The sequence below is a fragment of the Blautia luti genome (genome assembly GCF_033096465.1).
In the GTDB taxonomy this organism is placed as follows: Bacteria; Bacillota; Clostridia; order Lachnospirales; family Lachnospiraceae; genus Blautia_A; species Blautia_A luti.
The window spans coordinates 404,571-425,399 of sequence record NZ_AP028156.1 but is presented as its reverse complement, the minus strand read 5'-3'; the positions used below and the strand labels follow the sequence as shown (position 1 = coordinate 425,399).

At 43.2% G+C, this 20,829-nt stretch carries 13 protein-coding genes and 1 riboswitch; of the genes, 1 reads left to right on the top strand and 12 read right to left on the bottom strand.

The window, feature by feature from the left end:
- Positions 1 to 63: 63 nt before the first annotated feature.
- The 5 genes from araA to R8695_RS01950 all read right to left on the bottom strand — a co-directional run bounded on the left by araA (position 64) and on the right by R8695_RS01950 (position 9,167).
- Positions 64 to 1,563, bottom strand: coding sequence for an L-arabinose isomerase (araA, locus tag R8695_RS01970; RefSeq protein WP_118510633.1), 1,500 nt, complete (start codon positions 1,561 to 1,563; stop codon positions 64 to 66).
- Between the two features lie 81 nt (positions 1,564 to 1,644).
- A complete protein-coding gene (locus tag R8695_RS01965) occupies positions 1,645 to 2,751 on the bottom strand; it encodes a GntR family transcriptional regulator (RefSeq protein WP_154780434.1) in 1,107 nt (368 codons plus the stop codon).
- Positions 2,752 to 2,911: 160 nt separating this feature from the next.
- Entirely contained in the window at positions 2,912 to 3,733 is an 822-nt protein-coding gene (gene srtB / locus R8695_RS01960; protein WP_154780435.1) for a class B sortase, read from the bottom strand.
- Entirely contained in the window at positions 3,730 to 8,391 is a 4,662-nt protein-coding gene (locus R8695_RS01955; RefSeq protein ID WP_154780436.1) for an isopeptide-forming domain-containing fimbrial protein, read from the bottom strand. The genes srtB and R8695_RS01955 overlap by 4 nt, the downstream gene beginning before the upstream one ends.
- A 329-nt stretch (positions 8,392 to 8,720) precedes the next feature.
- Complete coding sequence (locus R8695_RS01950; protein ID WP_118510641.1) at positions 8,721 to 9,167, bottom strand: DUF1700 domain-containing protein; 447 nt, start codon at positions 9,165 to 9,167, stop codon at positions 8,721 to 8,723.
- Between the two features lie 349 nt (positions 9,168 to 9,516).
- Positions 9,517 to 9,602: riboswitch (ZMP/ZTP riboswitch) on the top strand.
- A 167-nt stretch (positions 9,603 to 9,769) separates the two neighbouring features.
- Here R8695_RS01950 and R8695_RS01945 point away from each other — a divergent pair.
- Positions 9,770 to 11,455 (top strand): formate--tetrahydrofolate ligase, encoded by a 1,686-nt coding sequence (locus R8695_RS01945; RefSeq protein ID WP_154780437.1) that lies wholly within the window; start codon positions 9,770 to 9,772, stop codon positions 11,453 to 11,455.
- Between the two features lie 378 nt (positions 11,456 to 11,833).
- Here the strand turns inward: R8695_RS01945 and xylB are convergent, their stop codons facing one another.
- From xylB to R8695_RS01910, 7 genes are all read right to left on the bottom strand, one after another.
- Positions 11,834 to 13,291 (bottom strand): xylulokinase, encoded by a 1,458-nt coding sequence (gene xylB, locus R8695_RS01940; RefSeq protein ID WP_154780438.1) that lies wholly within the window; start codon positions 13,289 to 13,291, stop codon positions 11,834 to 11,836.
- Positions 13,292 to 13,542: 251 nt separating this feature from the next.
- Complete coding sequence (locus R8695_RS01935; RefSeq protein WP_118511971.1) at positions 13,543 to 15,024, bottom strand: L-fucose/L-arabinose isomerase family protein; 1,482 nt, start codon at positions 15,022 to 15,024, stop codon at positions 13,543 to 13,545.
- A 92-nt stretch (positions 15,025 to 15,116) separates the two neighbouring features.
- Positions 15,117 to 15,734 (bottom strand): DUF4867 family protein, encoded by a 618-nt coding sequence (locus R8695_RS01930; protein ID WP_118511973.1) that lies wholly within the window; start codon positions 15,732 to 15,734, stop codon positions 15,117 to 15,119.
- A gap of 98 nt (positions 15,735 to 15,832) precedes the next feature.
- A complete protein-coding gene (locus R8695_RS01925) occupies positions 15,833 to 16,681 on the bottom strand; it encodes an AraC family transcriptional regulator (protein ID WP_118511975.1) in 849 nt (282 codons plus the stop codon).
- A gap of 104 nt (positions 16,682 to 16,785) precedes the next feature.
- Complete coding sequence (locus tag R8695_RS01920; RefSeq protein WP_118511977.1) at positions 16,786 to 17,223, bottom strand: GatB/YqeY domain-containing protein; 438 nt, start codon at positions 17,221 to 17,223, stop codon at positions 16,786 to 16,788.
- Between the two features lie 90 nt (positions 17,224 to 17,313).
- Positions 17,314 to 19,272, bottom strand: a complete 1,959-nt coding sequence (locus R8695_RS01915) for a DUF5107 domain-containing protein (protein WP_154780439.1) — start codon at positions 19,270 to 19,272, stop codon at positions 17,314 to 17,316.
- Entirely contained in the window at positions 19,265 to 20,782 is a 1,518-nt protein-coding gene (locus tag R8695_RS01910; RefSeq protein ID WP_154780440.1) for an ATP-binding protein, read from the bottom strand. Before R8695_RS01910 ends, R8695_RS01915 begins: the two co-directional genes overlap by 8 nt.
- Positions 20,783 to 20,829: the final 47 nt, after the last annotated feature.

Here is a 20,829-nt window from a genome sequence, read left to right as displayed (position 1 = left end):
TGTTCCGGGGCAGCAACCCTCTCTGATTCTATTATCTCATTTTTCTTCGGTTTTGGCTATACATTATTTTCTGTATGCAAGCTCATTCCATCTCAGTTCGTTCTTGAAGTCACGGATGTTTGTATCTTTGTCAATATAAACAGCTTCAATACCCATTGCATTTGCCCAGTCACCCATCTGCTCTGCTGTCAGGTCATAGGTGAATGCTGTATGATGAGCGCCGCCTGCAAGAATCCATGCTTCTGCACCTGTCTTAAGATTTGGCTGTGGTGTCCAGAATGCGCTTCCTACAGGAAGTTTCGGCATTGGTTTCTCTACTTTCTTACACTCTACATCGTTGATGATCAGACGGAAACGATCGCCAAGGTCGATCAGGGATGTTGCGATAGCCGGACCTGTCTTGCTTGTGAATACAAGTCTTGCAGGATCTTCTCTGTCACCCATAGAAAGCGGGCAAACTTTGATGCCGATCTTGCCATCTGCAACAGACGGGCAAACCTCAAGCATATGAGACTGAAGGATTCCTTCTTTTCCAGGTACCAGATTGTATGTATAGTCTTCCATCATGGAAGTTCCCTTAGCATCTTTCATTCCTGCTGTCATGACTTTCATCAGACGAACCATTGCTGCTGTCTTCCAGTCACCTTCTGCACCGAATCCATAGCCTTTTTCCATAAGTCTCTGGATTGCAAGTCCAGGAAGCTGCTGAAGAGCACCCAGATCACCAAAGTGTGTAACGATTGCCTGGTAGTTCTTCTCTTCCAGGAATTTCTCAAATCCGATTTCGATCTGGGCCTGTACTGCTACGTGGCGTTTGAATTCTTCCGGATCTCTTCCCTCAAGAATAATGTCGTATTTGCTGTAATATTCGTCAACTAATGCATCAACATCGCCCTTAGCTACGTCTTTTACATAATCAGCGATCTCATTTACAGGATAAGCATCAACTTCCCATCCGAATTTGATCTGTGCTTCTACTTTATCACCTTCTGTAACTGCTACGTTTCTCATATTATCAGCTACACGGCAAACACGGATATGGCTGCTTTCCATAATACCAACTGCTGTACGCATCCAGGAAGCAAGTCTTTCCTGAACTTCTTTGTCAGCCCAGTGGCCAACGATAACTTTTCTCTCGATTCCCATTCTTGTAACAATGTGACCATATTCACGGCCGCCATGTGCAGACTGGTTCTCGTTCATGAAGTCCATATCGATGGTGTCATAAGGAATTTCTTCATTAAACTGTGTATGCAGATGGCAAAGTGGTTTTCTATATTCTTTCAGACCAAGAATCCAGGATTTTGCCGGTGAGAAAGTATGCATCCATGTGATAACACCTGCGCAGTCCTCATCTGCATTTGCTTCATTGAATGTTTTACGGATCAGTTCGTTTGTGATCAGTGTTGGTTTCCATACAAGTTCGAATGGAAGTACACCGCTCTTATTTAATTCTTCTACAATAATTTTGGAATGCTCTGCAACTTTTCTTAAGCATTCATCTCCGTAAAGATCCTGTGAACCTGTGCAAAACCAGAATTTGTAGTTTCTTCCTGTTTTCATGATAAAATTCCTCCCTGGATTTTTTATATTTTGTTTATTGTAACTGTCCCGCAGTGTGTTACCTCATAGGATGCTGAATAGTTACATATTGTCTTTCTTTTTATTAACTGCGCAGGAACCTCTGATGATCAGTTCCGGCTGGATCAGGCGCTCTACTTTGCTGTCCTTTTCCGCAACACCGTTGATTTTTTCCATAATCAGCTCTGCTGCCATTTCTCCCAGCTTTTCCTGAGGATGGGCGATAGTGGTGATTCCTGTGCCTCTCCGCGCATACAGTGAATTATCATAACCTGTAACAGAAATATCATCCGGTATACGGATTCCCGCCTTTTCAAGTTCTTCCATCACCTGTACCGCGATCTGGTCATTGTAGCAGACAATCCCGTCCGGCAGATTTCCCTTTTCCAGCATTTCTCTGGCGATCAGCGCAGGCTTGACTTTCCTGTCCTCTGTATGAAACCAGACCACATTGTCCGGATCATAGGAAATCTCGGCTTCCTGCAGTGCTTTTACATATCCCTTATGGCGTTCCAGCCCCTGCATATCATCTGCCTTAAAAAATCCCATGATATTTCTGTGTCCCAGTTCTGTGAGATATCTGGTGACCAGATATCCGCCTCTGGCATCATCCATAAGAATATGCGGCTTCTCCTTCATCTCAGAGTAGATTCCCTGAATGAACACATATGGAATCTGAAATTTATCCAGATTCTGATAAAGATTCCTGTGTTTGCAGACCATTTCACTTTTACTTGGCTCAATGATCAGACCATCGATATCCTTTTTCAGCAATTCCTCCAGACATTTTGCCTCTTTCTGACGGCTGTTTCCTGTATTTTTCAGGATAATGCTGTATCCTCTTTCAGACAGTACATTGTCCATTCCCTGAATCAGCCTTGGGAAAATATAGTCAGAAATATAAGTAGTAACTACTGCTATATTCTTGGACTTCCGGATATGGCTCATATTCTCAGAGCAGAATGTCCCTTTTCCGTGAAATGCTTCTACATATCCATCCTGTTCCAGTATCCCCAGTGCTTTCCGCACCGTATGCCTGCTGAGAGAATATTTCTGTGAAAGTTCATTTTCTGAAGGAAGCTTTTCCCCCGGGCAGATAGCACCTGAAACAATGTCTGCCTTCAGCTGCTCCATCAGGGAAAAATATTTAGGCTTTCCATTCTCTGTCATGTTTTCTTCCCTCCTGTACTTAGGATACAACTTGTACGCATGTGTGAACAAGTTGTTTTTTATGCACAAATTATACAAAATATCAGGAGAGTTTTCATTACTTTTTTCGGTCTTTTTATGTGAATCAGAAAAATTTCTGTTTTAATTGCAAAGACCATATCTACTTACGGGCACTATACTGACTCCAGGACAGAGTATTTCTCAGATTCCCATGAACCGCCATTCTCACTGTCTGGTCCAGTCTGGAATTACACGTAACCAGTGTGACAATCTGCCGATCTGAGCGAGGCATGATCCCTGTATCATAGAGAGAATGGTTTTTCAGTAGCATAAGCTGTTCTCTGTATGCATTTCCTGACAGATCATATCCGTACTCAAATGCTGTACTTCCTTCCTGCGCCTGTTCTACGGAGAAGATTCGATAGGTGTATTTCTTTTCAGGTGTAATGATCTCAAATTCAGGATATTGTTCCAGATAAGCAGGATCTTCATAACGGTTCAGATTGGCAAACATCATATTTCCCTGCATATTATGGCCATACAGAAAACTGTGGGAATCCGAGAAATCTTTCCTGTTCGCTTTTCCAAGAAAAATGCAGCCGAACAGATTCTCCTCATCCTGAAAGTTATGCTTCAGATAAAATTCATCATCGTCTCCCTGCACTACAGGGTAAGAAATATCCGCTCCCGGGACAGTAATCCAGGCAACTGTCCGGGGATTGATCTTTCTTAAATTTTCCCAGGAAATCCCGAAGGATTCCCTGATCTTTTGTTTTTTATTTTTCTCCTTTCGTTTCTTCTGTTTCACAGCATGATCTTCAGATGTCTGTTCACTTGTATGGGCAGTTTGTTCTATCTGCTTCCAGTTTTCTTCTGCTTCTTTATTTTGTCTGTGGCTGGTTATATAGAAACTTCCGCAATAGAACATCAACCCTGCCGCAGCCAGGATCATCCCCACTGCAAATGCTTTCAGCCGTTTCATTTCTTTTTTGTTCCTCTGGCTGTCTTTCTATATACGGCAATACCGCCGGTCATCATGAGAATTCCCAGGATTCCAATAATGCTCATGATCTTAAATGGTCTTACATCTCCTGTTTTGGATATTCCTGCTACAGATCCTCCGCCGTAATTTCCATAGCCGGACCCTGAAGAATATCCGCTGCTTCCTCCGTTACCTGAAGAATATCCGCCGGATCCTCCTTTGTCTGATCCGCTGTTGTTTCCAGTTCCGTTGTTTCCGTTTCCATTGTTTCCATTTCCATTATCTCCGTTGCCGTTGTTTCCGTTTCCGCTGTCTCCATTTCCATTGTTTCCGTTTCCATTATCTCCATTACCATTATCTCCGTCCCCGTTACCATTATCTCCGTCCCCGTTGGTTCTCGTTACGGTAACTTCATTTTCGTCAGAGACTTCCCCGGAAAGATCTCCGCTGGCTCCTGCACAGTTTCTGATCGTCTGTGTTCCGTCAGTTTCCAGTTCAAAGAGCACCTCATAGCATACTTCCATAGTATCTCTGTCTGACAGGCCTGTTCCTGTTCGGATAACGAAACCTGTATCTGAACTGTCGATCACTGTATCTTTCAGGATCTCTCCATTTTTCTTTATTACAATACTTTCCGGATTCAATGTTGCTCCTGGAGTGCTGATCTCATCTTTTATCACGATATTTTCTTCTGTGATATTCTCTTTTAACTGGCGCACAGCCAGTTTATAGTATCCTTTTTCCCCTGATACATATTCTTTCTTGTCGGATTCTTTTACGATTTCCAGAGCAGGCCGTATGATCTCTGTCTCTGTTTCATCAGAACCAGGATTATTTTCCCTGCTGTCTGCCACTGCTGTATTACAAACCTTGAAATCTTCCTGGCCTTCTTCTGTTACTTTTACCTGATACTGTACAGTCATGGATTTCTGTTCTGTACAGTTCAGAGGATTGGGCATTACCTGCTCCAGAATGCCGCCACGGTCATTATCACAGATACTGTAGACTTCGTCTTTAATCAGGTTTCGGCCTGTCCGCAGAAGAAATCCATGCTCTCCGTTCTCTGCCGCTCCATTGATCTGCTCTCCGTTTTCATCCAGGAGTACAATAGAATCCGGCAGCAGGCTTACTCCCTCAGAATCCATCGTATCCTCAAGGGTTACTTCCCTTGCCACGCATCCTTTCTGTTCCTGGGTCATCTTTACTCGATATGTAATGATATCACCGTATTTACAGATTTCCTGGTCTGCTGTTTTTTCCACATGAATTACCGGGGAATTCACCCAGATCTTCGCTGATGCCTTTACAACCTGTGCATTGTCCGCATAGGCCTGTGCTGTATTTACAACCTCCATTCCATTGATACTGTCAGAAGCTGTACAGCGGAATTTCACAGTTACAGGTGTCTGATATGGAAGATCTGAAATTGTTACGATCCATCCATTCTCCTGCCGTGTTACCTGGCACTCCACTGCTTTTTCCACAGTTTCGTTATAATTATCCGGATCCTGCTGATTTCCTGCATCATCTGTTCCTGCCACAGGATTCTGAATCACAGCTGGTACTCCTTCTACAGTAACAGCACCTTCCTCTCCTGACAAAACCAGACCTTCCGGTATGGAACTGTCACTGATCACCACATTTCTGGCTATGGAACCTTTCTGAAGATTATTGACAGTTACCAGATAATCAATCTGTTCTCCCACCCGGAATTCGTTTTCCGCACGTCCGTCTCCATTTTCCAGATATGGATTCTGAAAACTTTTCTGAATATCCAAAGCTGCAGTGTTTACATAAATTTCCGCATCATCGGATGTTTCCGGTGCATTTTCTGCCTGTACATTGGCAATGTTAATACTTTCCATTCCATTCACTTCCTCTGTAACTGTACAATGGAAAGTAATCGTTACAGGGCAGCCGGAGGGAAGATCTGAAATATTCAGTCTCCAGCCTGCATCTTCCGGAAGAAGTTCATAACTTACTTCTTTTTCCTCTGTCTCATTATAGTATTCCGGATTCAGCTCATTGGGAGTATCCTCAGTTCCTGCTACAGACTGAATCACGCTCTGTGGGATTCCATCCACAGATACACTGTCTTCAGATGTCAAGGCAAGTCCCTGAGGCATCTGTGTATCCCATACAGTCACATTTCTGGCTATGGTTCCCTGATTTACATTTTCAACCTTTACCGTATATTCTACTTTTTCTCCTACCTGCCACTCATAATGGTCTGCAGTCTTCTCAATGCTGAATGATCCGGTATTTACATAAACTTCCGTATCATCTTCCTGTTCTGCAGCATTTGACGCAGATGCTCCTGCCGCATTCACACTTTCATGTCCATTGGCAGTTTCCTGTGCTGTACAATGGAAGATCAGCGTAACCGGCTGGCTGTACGGAAGGTAAGAGCAGTAGAATCTGAAACCTTTTTCATCCGCTTCCATATGTGATTCCACAGGACGGATCTCATATGCCTGACCAGACTTCTTATCCGGTACAGGATAATTGACCTGCTGCTGTACTCCCAGGATTTCTATACTGTCAGTTCCTCCTGCCAGCACCAGACCTTCCGGAAGCCCGATATCCGTTATATTGACATCTTTCGCAATGGTTCCCGCTTCTGTGTTATTTACAACAATACGGTAGACAACTTCACCGCCCTGCTGCCATTCATATTTATCTGCAGTCTTATTAATCTCAAACTGCGGACTGTTGGGCCATACTTCTGCCATATCCCTGCGGTACTGCTGTTCTCCTGTTTCCGGGTCGATCATATTTCCTGCTGTAGCTGTAGCAATATTTTCCAGTTCCTGACCATTAGATTCTTCCAGTGCCTGGCATCTGAACTGTACTGTGATCGTTTCATTATATCTGAGAACCGGGCATTCCACTCTCCATCCATTGTCTGCTGCAGACAATACAGCTGACGCAGCGCCGGGACTTGTCTGTACACTGTACTGTCCTTCCAGAAGCTGAAGTCCTGCCGGTATTTCATCTGTGAGCACTACATCTGCAGCCCATACATTCTGTTTTTTCTCAGTCACTGTTACTGTATAATCGATGATGTCTCCTGTCATCCATTCATATCTGGATACATTTTTCTCTACCTGAAGATCCGGCTGGATGATTCCCTTCACCCAGACTGTATCTGTGTTCATAGTATCACCTGTTCCATTAGTACGTTCATAAGTCATGGACGCACTGTTAGGGATCAGAAGTGTACAGCCATCCTGCTGCAGATACTCTGCCGAATTGAAATCAGATTCTGTCTTTCTATGGACCCTCAGGGCAAATGTATACACCTGATTGTCAGTAAAACTCTCCGGTGCCAGACTTTCCGGTTTCGCACTGCAGGTAATAGTCTGTCCCTCCACGGCGATGTCAAACAGCCCTGTTACATCCAGACCTGTATCATTGATAACAGAAACCTTAGATGCATCATCTATAGTAAGACAATCCTCCAATGTGTCCCTGATCACAAATGTTTTCAGCTTGTTCGGAGTAGTCTCTGCCTGGATCATATACTGAAATTCTTCACAGTCATTAATTGTAAATGGCTGTTCTTTCCCGGCTGCTTCTGCCTGGTCCCAGGTACATCCAGCTTCTCCCACACGTTTCTCCGGTGCCTTTTTCATCTCCACATCTCCGAAACAATAGGAAGTAAAGTCGAAATATGCATATGCTTTACAGATTTTCTGCCCCTGGAAATTAGCGCAGTAACTGTTTCCATCCGGATCCAGATATTTCTTTTTCATGTTTTCTGCCCATTTCTTCTGGGAACCGGCTTTCTCGATCCCATCCTGGCGGCTTTGATCCCATTTGTCCAGTCTGTACTGATGGCTGAATTCTACAGTGAAATTATCTGTGTTGTAAAACAGATTCAGCCATCCTCTGGGGTCATCCGGCTCTATGGCTGTCACAGGTGATACTACATAATTTCCGTCCACAGTCAGGAAATCATTATCTTTCAGCAAATACACATTATCCAGTCCACTGTCTGACGGAATACGCACGCCCTGTCCTGCGTCAATATCCCGAATAGTTCCATGACCGCTGATAGACAGCGGTTCATCCGTTCCGTGTTTCAGAAACTGGAAATTAACTTTCGCATATCCCACAGAATAAATAAAAACCCCAATGCTGTTCTTAGAAAAACCTACTATTGGATATGCTTCATTATCTTTCCACGCAAAGGTAAGCCCTCCCTGATTCTGAACAATGGATTCCGGAGTACGCATATCGTATCGCGGTTCTGCGTTCTCTACTCCCAGAAGTGTCATGCGGACATCTACAATGTTCCCGTTGGCATCTTTTCCTACGTTGTTGTAACGCATTCCTGCGCTTCCAGGCTTATAGTCAGATGTTACACGAACGCATTCGGTATCACGGTCACTTTTTCCATTATCCGAAAAAGCTTCTCTGTCCAGGTTATCACATCCAAAGGATTCATAGGTTGAGACTCCCGGCTGAAATTTCATGCTGAACCGATATCCGTAATCTACTTTTTTATCCTCGTCCCATATTTCTACAGAATCAGAGGAAGCTGCCCGCACAATGCAGGCCGGAAGCAGGGCGCAGACCGCCTGCAGAGCGAATAGGACTGCCAGACAGAATGCTGTCAGGACAGAGCCTCTGTGAAATGTTTTTGAGTTGTTCATGATAGACTCCTTTCTTTAAGACTTTTAATAAATTTGATTTTTCTGCCTTTCATGGCAGGATTAGAGAATAGGGAAAATATGTTTGAAATGCGTGAATAAAGAATAAAATGGATAAAGACTCGTAGATCAGAAACTAAATGATTACTATTTGAGTCAAACGGATATTCGTAATAAATACTGCACTCCCGTCAAACTGAAACAGGAATTTTGAATAAAGATTTTTGAATAAAAGTTCTTAAATAAAAATTTTCAGGAATGGATTTTCAGATTTCAGAATTGAAATTTTAGACACCAGACTTTCCAGAAGGAAAGCCTGATGATGATATTTATTAATTAGTACGCTTCTTAATCCAGGAAAGGATTGAAAGAACGATAGTCAGAACAATAAAGAATGGAAGCACCGCTCCTATAACCAGCAGGATCAGGATCATGGCAAGGACCGCGCCTACGATCACCACTGCCTTTCCCTGCCAGGTGGAAAGATCCAGGATCTTCTTCCATCTTTTCTCCGGCTGGACAGACTCTTCTACACCGCTTCCATAGCTGGAATACTGCCCGTATCCTGCCTGCGGCTGGCTGTCTTCTGTTTCTATAAGAGTTTTCGCAATAAGTCTGGGATCACCAAGTTCACCCAGAACATCCTCTTCTGTACGTCCCTTTCTGACCTGGGACTGAATATAATCTTCATAATATCTTATGTGTGCCTCAGCTTTACCTTCCTGCATCTGCCCGGCAAGCTGATTTCTCAGAATAGTTAGAAATTCGGTTCTGTTCATTTACCTAATCTCCTGTACATGGGATTTTGTGGTTTTATTTTATCATACTTCTTTCAGATGGCAACTAATATAATCATAAATTTTTTATGAAAAACTTATAAACTGCTGTTCTTCACTTCTTTCTCAGTAATACAATGCTGTAAAATAACTTTTTTATTCACAAATATGTTTATTTTTTAACAGGCTCATAATTATATAAACGAGACACTATTTCATCAACTTCTTTTCTGTTCTTCATTATTATTGAATTTGCATAAATTTCATCCAGATTATCTAATTTTTTTGACATTTTCGCAAGATTTTCTTGACATTTTTTTCTCAAAATGCTATATTGTATTCATCAATTGGAGGAACCTTCGAGTACTGACGGAAAGAGTGGAATGCAAACCACGGGGAGTCGGAGGTTTGTAAATGCCGACCGTCTGGGCAGTATTTGAAGTTTTCAGATACTGCCCTTTTTATTTGGTGAACTTTTATTTTAAATTTTTCATCAGACTGTCAGATCCGGTTTCTCTGATGAGTATTTTTTCGTTGCTGAGAATAAAGTAAAGTGATTAGCAACAGTTTTTCATGTTATGCGGAGACGAAAGGAGAAAAACATTATGGGATTCAAATCAGACATCGAGATCGCACAGGAATGCGAAATGCTTCCAATCACTGAGATTGCGGAGAAAGCAGGTATTGATGACAAATATCTGGAACAGTACGGAAAATACAAAGCAAAGATCGACTACAATCTCTTAAGAGAGACAGATAAACCCAATGGAAAGCTGATCCTCATGACAGCTATCAACCCGACTCCAGCCGGAGAAGGAAAAACTACTACAACTGTAGGTCTTGCAGATGCTATGCAGAAACTTGGCAAGAACGTTATGGTAGCTCTTCGTGAGCCATCCTTAGGACCGGTATTCGGAGTAAAAGGTGGTGCAGCAGGTGGTGGATATGCACAGGTTGTTCCTATGGAAGATATCAACCTTCACTTCACAGGTGACTTCCATGCAATTGGTGCAGCAAACAACTTACTTGCAGCTATGATCGATAACCATATTTTCCAGGGCAACGCATTAAACATCGACCCACGTAAGATCACATGGAAGAGATGCGTAGATATGAACGACCGTCAGCTTCGTAACGTAGTAGACGGCCTTGGTGGAAGAACAAACGGTATGCCTCGTGAAGACGGATACGACATCACAGTTGCATCTGAGATCATGGCAGTTCTCTGTCTTGCAAGTGACATCAAAGACCTGAAAGAAAGATTATCCAAGATCATCATCGGATATACATATGGTAAAGTTTCTGAGCAGAAACCTGTAACAGCCGGTGACCTTCATGCAGAAGGTGCTATGACAGCTCTGTTAAAAGATGCCCTGAAACCAAACCTTGTACAGACTCTGGAACACGTTCCTGCAATCGTACACGGCGGACCATTCGCCAACATCGCTCACGGATGTAACTCCGTAACAGCTACAAAGATGGCTCTGAAACTTGCTGATTATGCGATCACAGAGGCTGGTTTCGGTGCAGACCTTGGTGCTGAGAAATTCCTCGACATCAAATGCCGTATGGCAGGCTTAAAACCAAGTGCAGTTGTTATCGTAGCTACAGTACGTGCTCTGAAATACAACGGCGGTGTTCCAAAAGCTGACCTCAACAACGAGAACCTGGAAGCACTTGAGAAAGGTCTTCCAAACCTGCTCAAACATGTATCCAACATCAAGAATGTATACAAACTGCCATGTGTAGTTGCTATCAATGCATTCCCTACAGATACAAAAGCAGAGCTTGATCTTGTAGAAGCAAAATGTAAAGAACTCGGCGTTAATGTTGCTCTTTCTGAAGTATGGGCAAAAGGCGGCGAAGGCGGAATCAAACTTGCGGAAGAAGTAATCCGTCTTGCTGAAGAACCAAATGACTTCTCCTATGCATATGAACTGGAAGGTTCTATCGAAGACAAACTGAACCAGATCGTTCAGAAAGTTTACGGAGGTAAGAGAGTTGTTCTGACAGCAAACGCTCAGAAACAGGCAAAACAGTTAGAGGCTCTTGGCTTCGGCAACTGCCCGATCTGTGTAGCTAAAACTCAGTACAGTTTAACAGATGACCAGACCAAACTTGGCGCTCCGACAGACTTCGAAGTTACAGTACGTAATCTGAAGATTTCTGCTGGTGCTGGATTTATCGTAGCCCTCACAGGTGAGATCATGACCATGCCAGGTCTGCCGAAAGTTCCGGCTGCTGAGAGAATCGACGTAGACGAAACAGGTAAGATCACAGGTCTGTTCTAAGCTTACAGAACTCAATCAAAACCAAAAAATTCATATTTATATATGATATATGTCCAGATGATTTTACAGGCGGGAAGATTTCCCGCCTGTTTTTATGCTGTACCCCTGCTTCAATCATGTTCTATTTTACAGGTTTTATTATCGTGCTGTTTTACGCACAAAAATACCGCTGTAGTTTTTTGTCTACAGCGGCATTTATATTTATACCATCTCTATATCGTCAAGCGGATATTCGCAATCCGCTTCGCTACGCGGCTCTACACCGAATAACTGCTCCGCAGTTTATCAGAAGGAGCTTGCACTCCTCCTGATACAAGCAAGTCCCCACCCACTGCTTATTGCTTTTCGCAATTGAAGCAGGGGACTTACTTGATTCGGTTAAAATAACGGTTTCATAGCCGGATACAGAGTTCTGAATTTCTGGTATCTTTCTTCATATTTACCTACCAGTTCAGGATCTGGTTCTACTGTATCTACAACCTTGGCAAATTTCTTACCGATTGTTTCTACGTCCGGGTAAGCACCGCAGCCTACTGCTGCAAGCATTGCACCACCCATGGATGGTCCTTCTTCGTTCTCCAGGACATCAACTTTCAGGTTCATAACATTTGCAATGATCTTCTTCCACAGTGAACTCTTAGCTCCGCCGCCGCAGATCTTGGTTCTTTCGATCTTGATTCCAAGGCTTCTTGCAACTTCCAGGGAATCACGAAGTCCGAATGCAACACCTTCCAGAACAGCCTGTGTCATATCTGCTCTTGTGCTGTCCATGGACATTCCAAAGAATACACCTCTTGCATCAGGGTTGTTGTGTGGAGAACGCTCTCCCATCAGATATGGAAGGAAGAATACATTGTTCTCTCCAAGTTTCTGGATTGGAGCCTGCTCTGCTGCGAAATCTTTTGTGTGAAGAATTTCTTCTGCCCACCATTTGTTGCAGGAGGCTGCACTGAGCATACATCCCATCAGATGATAGCTTCCATCTGCATGGCAGAAAGAATGAAGTGCATTGTTTTCGTCCACACCAAATTTCCTGCTGGAAATAAATACAGTTCCGGATGTTCCAAGAGAAATATTACACTGTCCGTCACCAACTGTACCAGTTCCTACAGCAGCAGCTGCATTGTCACCTGCACCTGCAACAACTTTTACATTTTCACCGAATCCAAGTTCTTTTGCGAGCTCCGGTTTCAGAGTTCCTACTACTTCCCAGCTCTCATACAGTTTTGGAAGCTGTTCTTCTGTGATTCCACAGATCTCCAGCATTTCTTTTGACCAGCAGCGATTCTTTACATCAAGAAGAAGCATACCGGAAGCATCGGAAACATCTGTACAGAAAGAACCTGACAAACGATATGCCAGATAGTCCTTTGGCAGCATGATCTTTACTACTTTCTTAAAGTTCTCCGGCTCATTTTTCTGCATCCAGAGGATCTTCGGTGCCGTGAAGCCTGCGAAAGCGATATTTGCTGTGTACTCAGAGAGTTTATCTTTTCCGATCACTGTGTTCAGGTATTCTGTCTCTTCACCTGTACGTCCGTCATTCCAGAGGATTGCAGGACGAATTACATTGTCGTCTTTGTCAAGTGTTACAAGACCATGCATCTGGCCGCCGAAACCGATTCCGGCTACCTGAGTTTTGTCGATATCCTTTGTCAGTTCCTTCATACCTTCCATGCTCTGTGCAAACCAGTCTTCCGGTTTCTGCTCAGACCAGCCTGGATGCGGGAAATATAATGGATATTCTCTGGATACGATGTTGCAGATTTTTCCTGACTCTTCCATAAGAAGAAGTTTTACAGCGGAAGTACCAAGGTCAATACCGATATAATACATAATACTTACTCCTTTTCTTTTATCCTGCTGTTCACATACTATCTTCAGCAAACAGCCTGATTCTTTTCTGTGCAAATAAATTGAAAACCTGTTAATTCTTACTGACTCAATTTCTCATATTCATCTAATCTAATACATCCCAGGGTAAAACCCCGGGATGCCCTATGATTAATCGTGTCAGTTTATTTATTCTTTATTCAGATTTGTACATATCCGGGGATATTCACAATCCACTCTGCTAATTCTAAGTATTAGCCCCAAGGATTCTCTGTCGGGTATCTTACACCTGCCGGCTGGTTGTAACCGATCTTATTTACATCGATTCCAAGTAATTTAAGTACTTCATAGAAAAGTTTTCCATAATGTCCGAACATAACAGCTCCGTGATGCGGATAGTTGCCTTCGATCAGAACATGACGGTAGAATCTTCCCATTTCTTTGATAGCGAAAATACCAATACCACCGAATGATCTTGTAGGTACATCCAGGATTTCACCTTCTGCGGCATAAGATACAAGTTCACCCTGAGAGTTGCACTGTAAACGATAGAATGTGATATCAGAAGCAGCGATATCGCCTTCAAGTGTTCCTCTTGTGAAGTCTGGCTCAGATCCTTCCGGCTCAAGAAGTCTGTGCTGGATCAGCTGATATTTAACTGCTCTGGATTTGCACATCTTGCACTCCGGAGTATTTCCACAATGGAATCCCATGAATGTATCAGTAAGTTTATAATCATATTTTCCTTTGATATCTTCATCATAGATATACTGTGGAACAGAGTTGTTGATGTCAAGCAGTGTAACTGCATCATTGGAAATACAAATTCCGATATATTCGCTGAGTGCTCCGTAAATATCAACCTCACAGGCTACCGGAATTCCTCTTGATCCAAGGCGGCTGTTTACATAGCAAGGCTCAAATCCAAACTGTGACGGGAATGCAGGCCAGCATTTGTCAGCAAATGCAACGTATTTTCTTGCTCCCTTATGAGCTTCTGCCCAGTCAAGAAGAGTAAGTTCGAACTGTGCCATCTTAACATTAAGATCTGCATAATAATTGCCTTCGCCCATCTCTTTTGCCATATCTGCGCAAACTTCCGGGATACGAGGATCGTTTTCATGCTCTTTGAATGCAACAAGAAGGTCAAGTTCTGAGTTCTCTTCGATCTCAACACCCAGTTCATAGAGTCCTTTGATCGGTGCGTTACATGCAAAGAAGTCCTGAGGACGTGGTCCGAAAGTAATGATCTTCAGGTTACGAACACCGATAACTGCACGTGCGATCGGAACGAAATCAGCAATCATCTGGGAAATATCTGTAGCTGTTCCAACCGGATATTCTGGAATATATGCTTCCAGATGACGCATTTTCAGGTTGTATGAGCAGTTCAGCATACCACAGTAAGCATCACCTCTGCCATTGATCATGTCGCCGTCGCCTTCTGCTGCAGCTACATACATGCAAGGTCCGTCAAATCTTTCTGCGATCAGTGTTTCAGGAGTTTCAGGTCCGAAGTTTCCAAGGAAAACAACCAGTGCATTACACTCTGCTTTGTTTACATCTTCAAGAGCTTTCTCCATGTCTTTCTCATTCTCAACAGTTACAGGACATTCGTAAAGTTCACCCTGATAAGCTGCTTTGATCGCTGCACGTCTCTTTTCAGAAAGCTGAATCGGGAAACAGTCACGGCTTACTGCGATTAATCCAAGTTTTACTACTGGTATATTGTTCATAGTATCAATTCCTCCATTTTGATATGTATTTATGTGATTTCATTAATCATTTACTATATTCCGGCACTCTGCTTACGCAGATTCTGAAAGACTCAGTCGATGGTAATATTCTCACCGCGAAGTCCGTTTACTGCACCTTCAATCGCTGCATCTTCATGTGCGATGAGCCATTTGTTCTTCGCTGTCAGAAGGCTGTCCTCGCCAGTCTTTGCTGTTTCAAATGTGAGATCTGTATTGGTTCCTGCCGGAAGTACTACTACACACTGGAAACCGCCGTCCTGTACATTGCATGGTGCATAATGAAGTGTGGTTGCATATACCTCAATGCCTGTTCCTGCCGGTACAAGGAATGCTTCAATCTTGGAAGTGTCATATGTAAGTTCATCTGTGATATCCTGCTGGCTTCCGATCAGCAGTACCAGATCTGTTACTGCTACATTGATCTCTGAGCTGCGGTGATATTCTACTGCATTTAACTTCTTATTATGTCCGTTGCAGTATCCAATCTCTACCGGGATTCCTCCGAATCCTTTGTTCTGTAATTCTTTGGCTACATCCAGAGCTTCCAGTTCTTCTACAGAAGGAACATAAACCACATCATCCGGAACCGGTGTGTGTTTCATCTCTTTAAGAAGTGCACTGAAATCATACCCTTCCAGAACTTTTCCGTATTTACGGAAGGAAGCATCTGCTACATTCTGAATCTTCACCTGTAAAACCTCCTTTTCCCCTTTCGGGGGTGTCACGTTATCTTTATTGTGGTTTGAGTATAGCAGACAGGCACTTCTCTTTTCGCCAGTTTTCTTGACTATTCTATGGCATTTTTTTGACCTTTTTGATTTTCCTGCCTGCGCATCTCACTTGGCAGGATTCCGTATCTTTTCTGAAATTCCCCGGAAAATCCCCTGCTGCTGCAGAATCCGTTATCCAGTGCAATCTGACTAATAGTATGGTCCGTATTCAGCAAATCTCTATACGCATATGCCATACGAATATCCTGCAGATAAGTTTTATAGTTGATTTTTGCATATTTTTGGAACATTCGCGACAAATATGCATCAGAATACCCAAATGTAGCTGCAAGCTCAGAAAGTTTCAGATCTTCTTTGTAATGTTCACGCATATATGTGGTAATTTTTGACAAAACATCCAGGCGGCGGCTGTGGCGTATCTCCTTCTCCTTCGCCTCTGTCACACGATAATCCCGGATCAGAATATACATGATCTCATAGAAAATAGACATTGTTTTAAACTCATATCCAGTTTCCCTGTCCACATATGTCTTATAAAGTTTCTTGATCAAAGACGTCAATTTCTTATCTGTTGTCTCCTCCTGCCCCCGGAAACGAATGAATCTCTGCGCTGTAAAATAGTTCTCAAACTGTTTCAGCGGGATCTGCAGAACCACTGTCTGGTTCTTCTCCGGTGCATGGATCGAATGGATCTCATTGGAATTGATAATGATCTGTTCTCCTGCCTTCAGCGGGTATTCTTCTTTATTTACAAAAAAATCCAGGCTTCCGGCCAGAACCGCAAAAATTTCGATGGAAGTATGCCAGTGCTTTTCCCGCACATAATTTCCATTTCCCCCTTCAAACAAAAACACCTTAAAAGGAAATCCTTCATCCGGAATGATCAGTTCATGCTGAAATTCCAAACCTCTCACCTCTCTTCAGTAAAATAAAAAAAACGCAGCATCCCTGCTTTCACATGATACTGCGGTATTTTTCACTATGATCTCCAACTGTGGTCAGATACGGATTATTTACAGATTTCTGCAACTACCTGGTTGATCACTTTTCCGTCTGCCTTGCCTTTCAGATCTGCCATAACAGCTTTCATGATCTGGCCTTTATTCTTTGTTGCAAGAACATCTGCAAATTTCTCCTCCAGATACACTTTGATCTCTGCCGCATCCATCTGCTTCGGAGCATATTTGGCAATTACATCATATCTTGCCTGATATTCAGCTTTCAGATCCTCACGGCTCTCCGGGCAGGTATCCAGCTGTTCTTTTACAGATTTCAGCTCTTTCAAGATCACTCTGTCTACCAGATCACTCTTAATATCATCGCGGCATCCTTCATCAATAGCTACTTTCTTAACTGCTGAGATCAGGGAAGATACTGCTTCCTTTGTTACTTTATCTTTGGCTTTCATAGCTGCAACCATGTCTTTTCTTAATGCTTCAAGTTCCATTTTTATTCCTCCTCATTTCCAGCTGTTATAACAGAACTGTACTTTTTACTCTGATAATCAGCATACCACGATTTATCTGAAAATCCAATGCTAATTCGCACGAAAATTAAATTTATGCGGAAGTTTTCCCTTTTTTTTGTATACACTTTCATACAGTTCCTGCCAGATCTCTCCCAGGTAATCTTCGCCCACGCGGATATCATCGGGTATCAGACCACCTTTACTTTCCAGCAGATCAAGGGCTTTTTTGTCCTGTTTCAAACCATGAAGAGCCTGAATATATCCCAGTTTCAGTCTGCCATCTTCCTGTTCTTCCTTATCAAGTTTCCGGTAGAAACGGCTCAGTTCTTCATATTTCCCGGACAGCAGCAGGATCCGGAATCCCTCCTTCAGATAGGACAGTTCTTTACGTTTAAACGCCATTCCCTGAAGAATATATGTGCCTGCCTGATCTTTGTCATTCTGCATCAGTTTCACACAGCTTAAGCCATGAAATGCCCATGCACTTTCCCGTAATTTCAGAGAATCTCTGAAAGCTTTCTCTGCCTTCTCATAATTTTCCCTGCAGTAATATCCCAGTCCAAGCTGGTAATACGCGTACCAGTTCTGTGCATTTTCTTCTATATGAGTTTCCAGAAAATCCACATTTGTCTCATCGATCAGAAATTCATTCGGTGTTTCCAGCGGTTGTGGACAATGTAAAATTCCTGTTTCAAAAAAGCGTTTCCAGTTTTTCAGAGACTCTGCTTCCTTCGGAATTTCGCTCTGTGATTCATCTGTATTTTCTTCCATGAATTTCAGATGTTTTGTTCCTTCTCCATGGGTGACAAGCCCACCATATACGCTGCCTTTGTATACAAGCTGTGCTTCTTTTCGTGACATTTCTTTAGAAGTTTCCAGTTTCTCTTTCAGCTTCTCATGTAACCCGGACTCAAGGATTCTTTCCGTTACCAGTGCTGTACGCTCTTTATATTCTTTCTCAAGTACTCCCTCGGAAATATCAACAGAACCATACTGTTCCATCCACTCCCAGGCTGTATGGGGTGCCATGGGAATGCAGCCATACTGAGTTTTTCCAAGGCCTGCCTGAATCTCTACATAACGTCCTGCCTTATCTGTCAGATACTCCTGCCAGCGATTGGAGGCGTCCTGATTTCCCCAGGAAAAAAGGTTACGGCTGCGAAGGCGGTCTGTGGAAATCTGCAGAAGTCCCCAGCCGGTTTCATCTACATTGGCAATGTATTTCGGGCATCCATCCGGAATATCGAAGAAGTAATCTACAGATTTTTTTATAGTTTTGTAGTCGGATACATCGATTCCTTCCACTACAGGAATATCTACTTTTGTAACCTGATTTCCTCTGGATGTAAACGCCTGAACTGCCGGTACGATCACTCTTCCCTTTTCATATTCCGGAACTGCTATGTTGCTCCACCAGTACATCGGAACGACTTCTTTTCCCTCGTTCACAACACGCATTCTGCAGTTCAAAAAACTGCTGTCTTTTTCCAGCCAGAAGTCCATCTGATAAGTTACTTTACGGATCCTCTCATATTCATACATACGCAGAACCGGCTCTCCGTTCTCATTGGTAGTCCGGGCAGTATAAAGAGATTCTGTGGTAAATGGATTATGTCCGATGATTCCCATATTCCATTCTACACCGCCGCTGAACCAGGCGTTACGCACTGCCAGATTACTGAACTGCAGAACATCATTGGTATACAGTAGATTCCTGCCCGCATATTTGTCCCAGAGTTCCCACAGTCTGCCACCGAATCCAGGGAGAAATACTGCCTTTAAATAGCGGTTTTCCAGAACTGCAGTCTGCACTTCCTGCTCCTTAAGCTCTCTTGTATAAGTGTTTCTCTGGCGGTATGGATAGGCATTTTTTACTCTTCCGTATCCCTCATAGATCTCATCGGTTTCGTCCAGGTGAAATTCCAGGTTGTTCTGCACGGTCAATTCTCCAAGGAGATCCGGCACGCAGCTCTCTTTTCCCAGATCAGCCACTCTGATCTTCTTTGTCTCAAATCTTAATTCAGACATTCGTAATCCCCCGTTTCATCGTGTCTTCCAGTTCCTCCATCTGTCCCAGGATCAGCTTCTGTCTGTCATCAAATAACAATCCCTTATTATGACGATAATACTGATCAGAACCGTTTTCCCGGATGAACCAGATACTGTAAAAGTTTGCGTTCAGTTCCGTGATAAATGCTACCATTTCCTGGCTGTCTCCAAAAGCAGCCTCCATGAAGTCAAAAACACTCTGCAGTGTCTGTGCGGCAGCTTCTGTCTGTTCTTCCAGAGCGTCTGCTTCTGCTGAAAAAGCCTGTTTTACTTTCTCGTAAATGTCCTGTTCGCTCTGTGTCAGTCCTTCCAGTTCCAGCCAGATTTTCTCCAGAAAAGCATTGACCCGGAGAGATGTTTTCTCCTCATTTGCAGCCAGAAGTTCTGATTTTCTGGCAGATGCCAGATCATTTTCTGCTTTCTGGCAGATTGCTTTCAGAGAAATATCTGCCAGGTTGTCTCTATAATATACCATATATTCATACAGTTTTGTTACATAAGAATCCATCAGATAGCATTCTGTAAATAACTGGCTTAATTTTCCATTCAGAAGTCCTACCAGACTTAAATGCTCGTCCAGAGATGCGTTTCTGATCTTCTGAGTGGTAAGCTGTGTCCATTTTCCCTGAAGCAGATCTTCTACTGCGTAGTCTGTTTTATATTTGTTGTACAGTGCCAGATATGCGGCAAAATCCTTCGCGATCATCGGGTGCTGGATGTATTGATATACAACCTCTCTGTCCACTTCCTTGCCCAGTGTTTCATACACCTGAATCAATCTGGAAAGGTCTTCCCAGCCTCTGGCAGTGGCAAAAATACGGCCGTCCACTGTGTTCTCCATTCTGTAGAAATTCTTTCTGCGAAGTTCCAGATAAGAGATGACTGCAGGATGGATTCCCTGTTCGTAGGCATATTCTTTCCACACTTCAAAGTCCGGCTGTACATCGATTCTCTTAATTCTGTCGAGAGTTACTACATCGAATTCGCGGACAGATTTGTTGTATTCCGGCGGATTTCCGGCAGTTACGATCACCCAGCCTTCCGGAACTTTCTGGTTACCGAAGGTTTTTCCCTGAAGGAACTGCAACATCATCGGTGCCAGGGTTTCTGAGACACAGTTAATCTCGTCAATGAAAAGAATTCCTTCTTTCAGACCTGTCTTCTCCATCTTCTCATAGACAGATGCAATAATCTCACTCATGGTGTATTCTGTGACAGAAAATGTTTCGTTTCCAAAGGTTTTCTCTTTGATAAACGGCAGTCCCACTGCGCTCTGGCGGGTGTGATGAGTGATGGTGTAGGACACCAGACCTACTTTGCATTCTCTGGCGATCTGTTCCATGATCTGGGTCTTGCCGATGCCGGGTGCGCCCATCAGAAGGATTGGTCTCTGACGGATCGCAGGAATCAGATAATGTCCAAATTCATCCTTCGCGAGATATGCTTCTATTGAATCTTTTATCTCCTGTTTTGCTCGTTTTATATCCATAATGTAAATCCTTTCCTGTTACTGAAAGTTATTTTTTTAATCTGTTC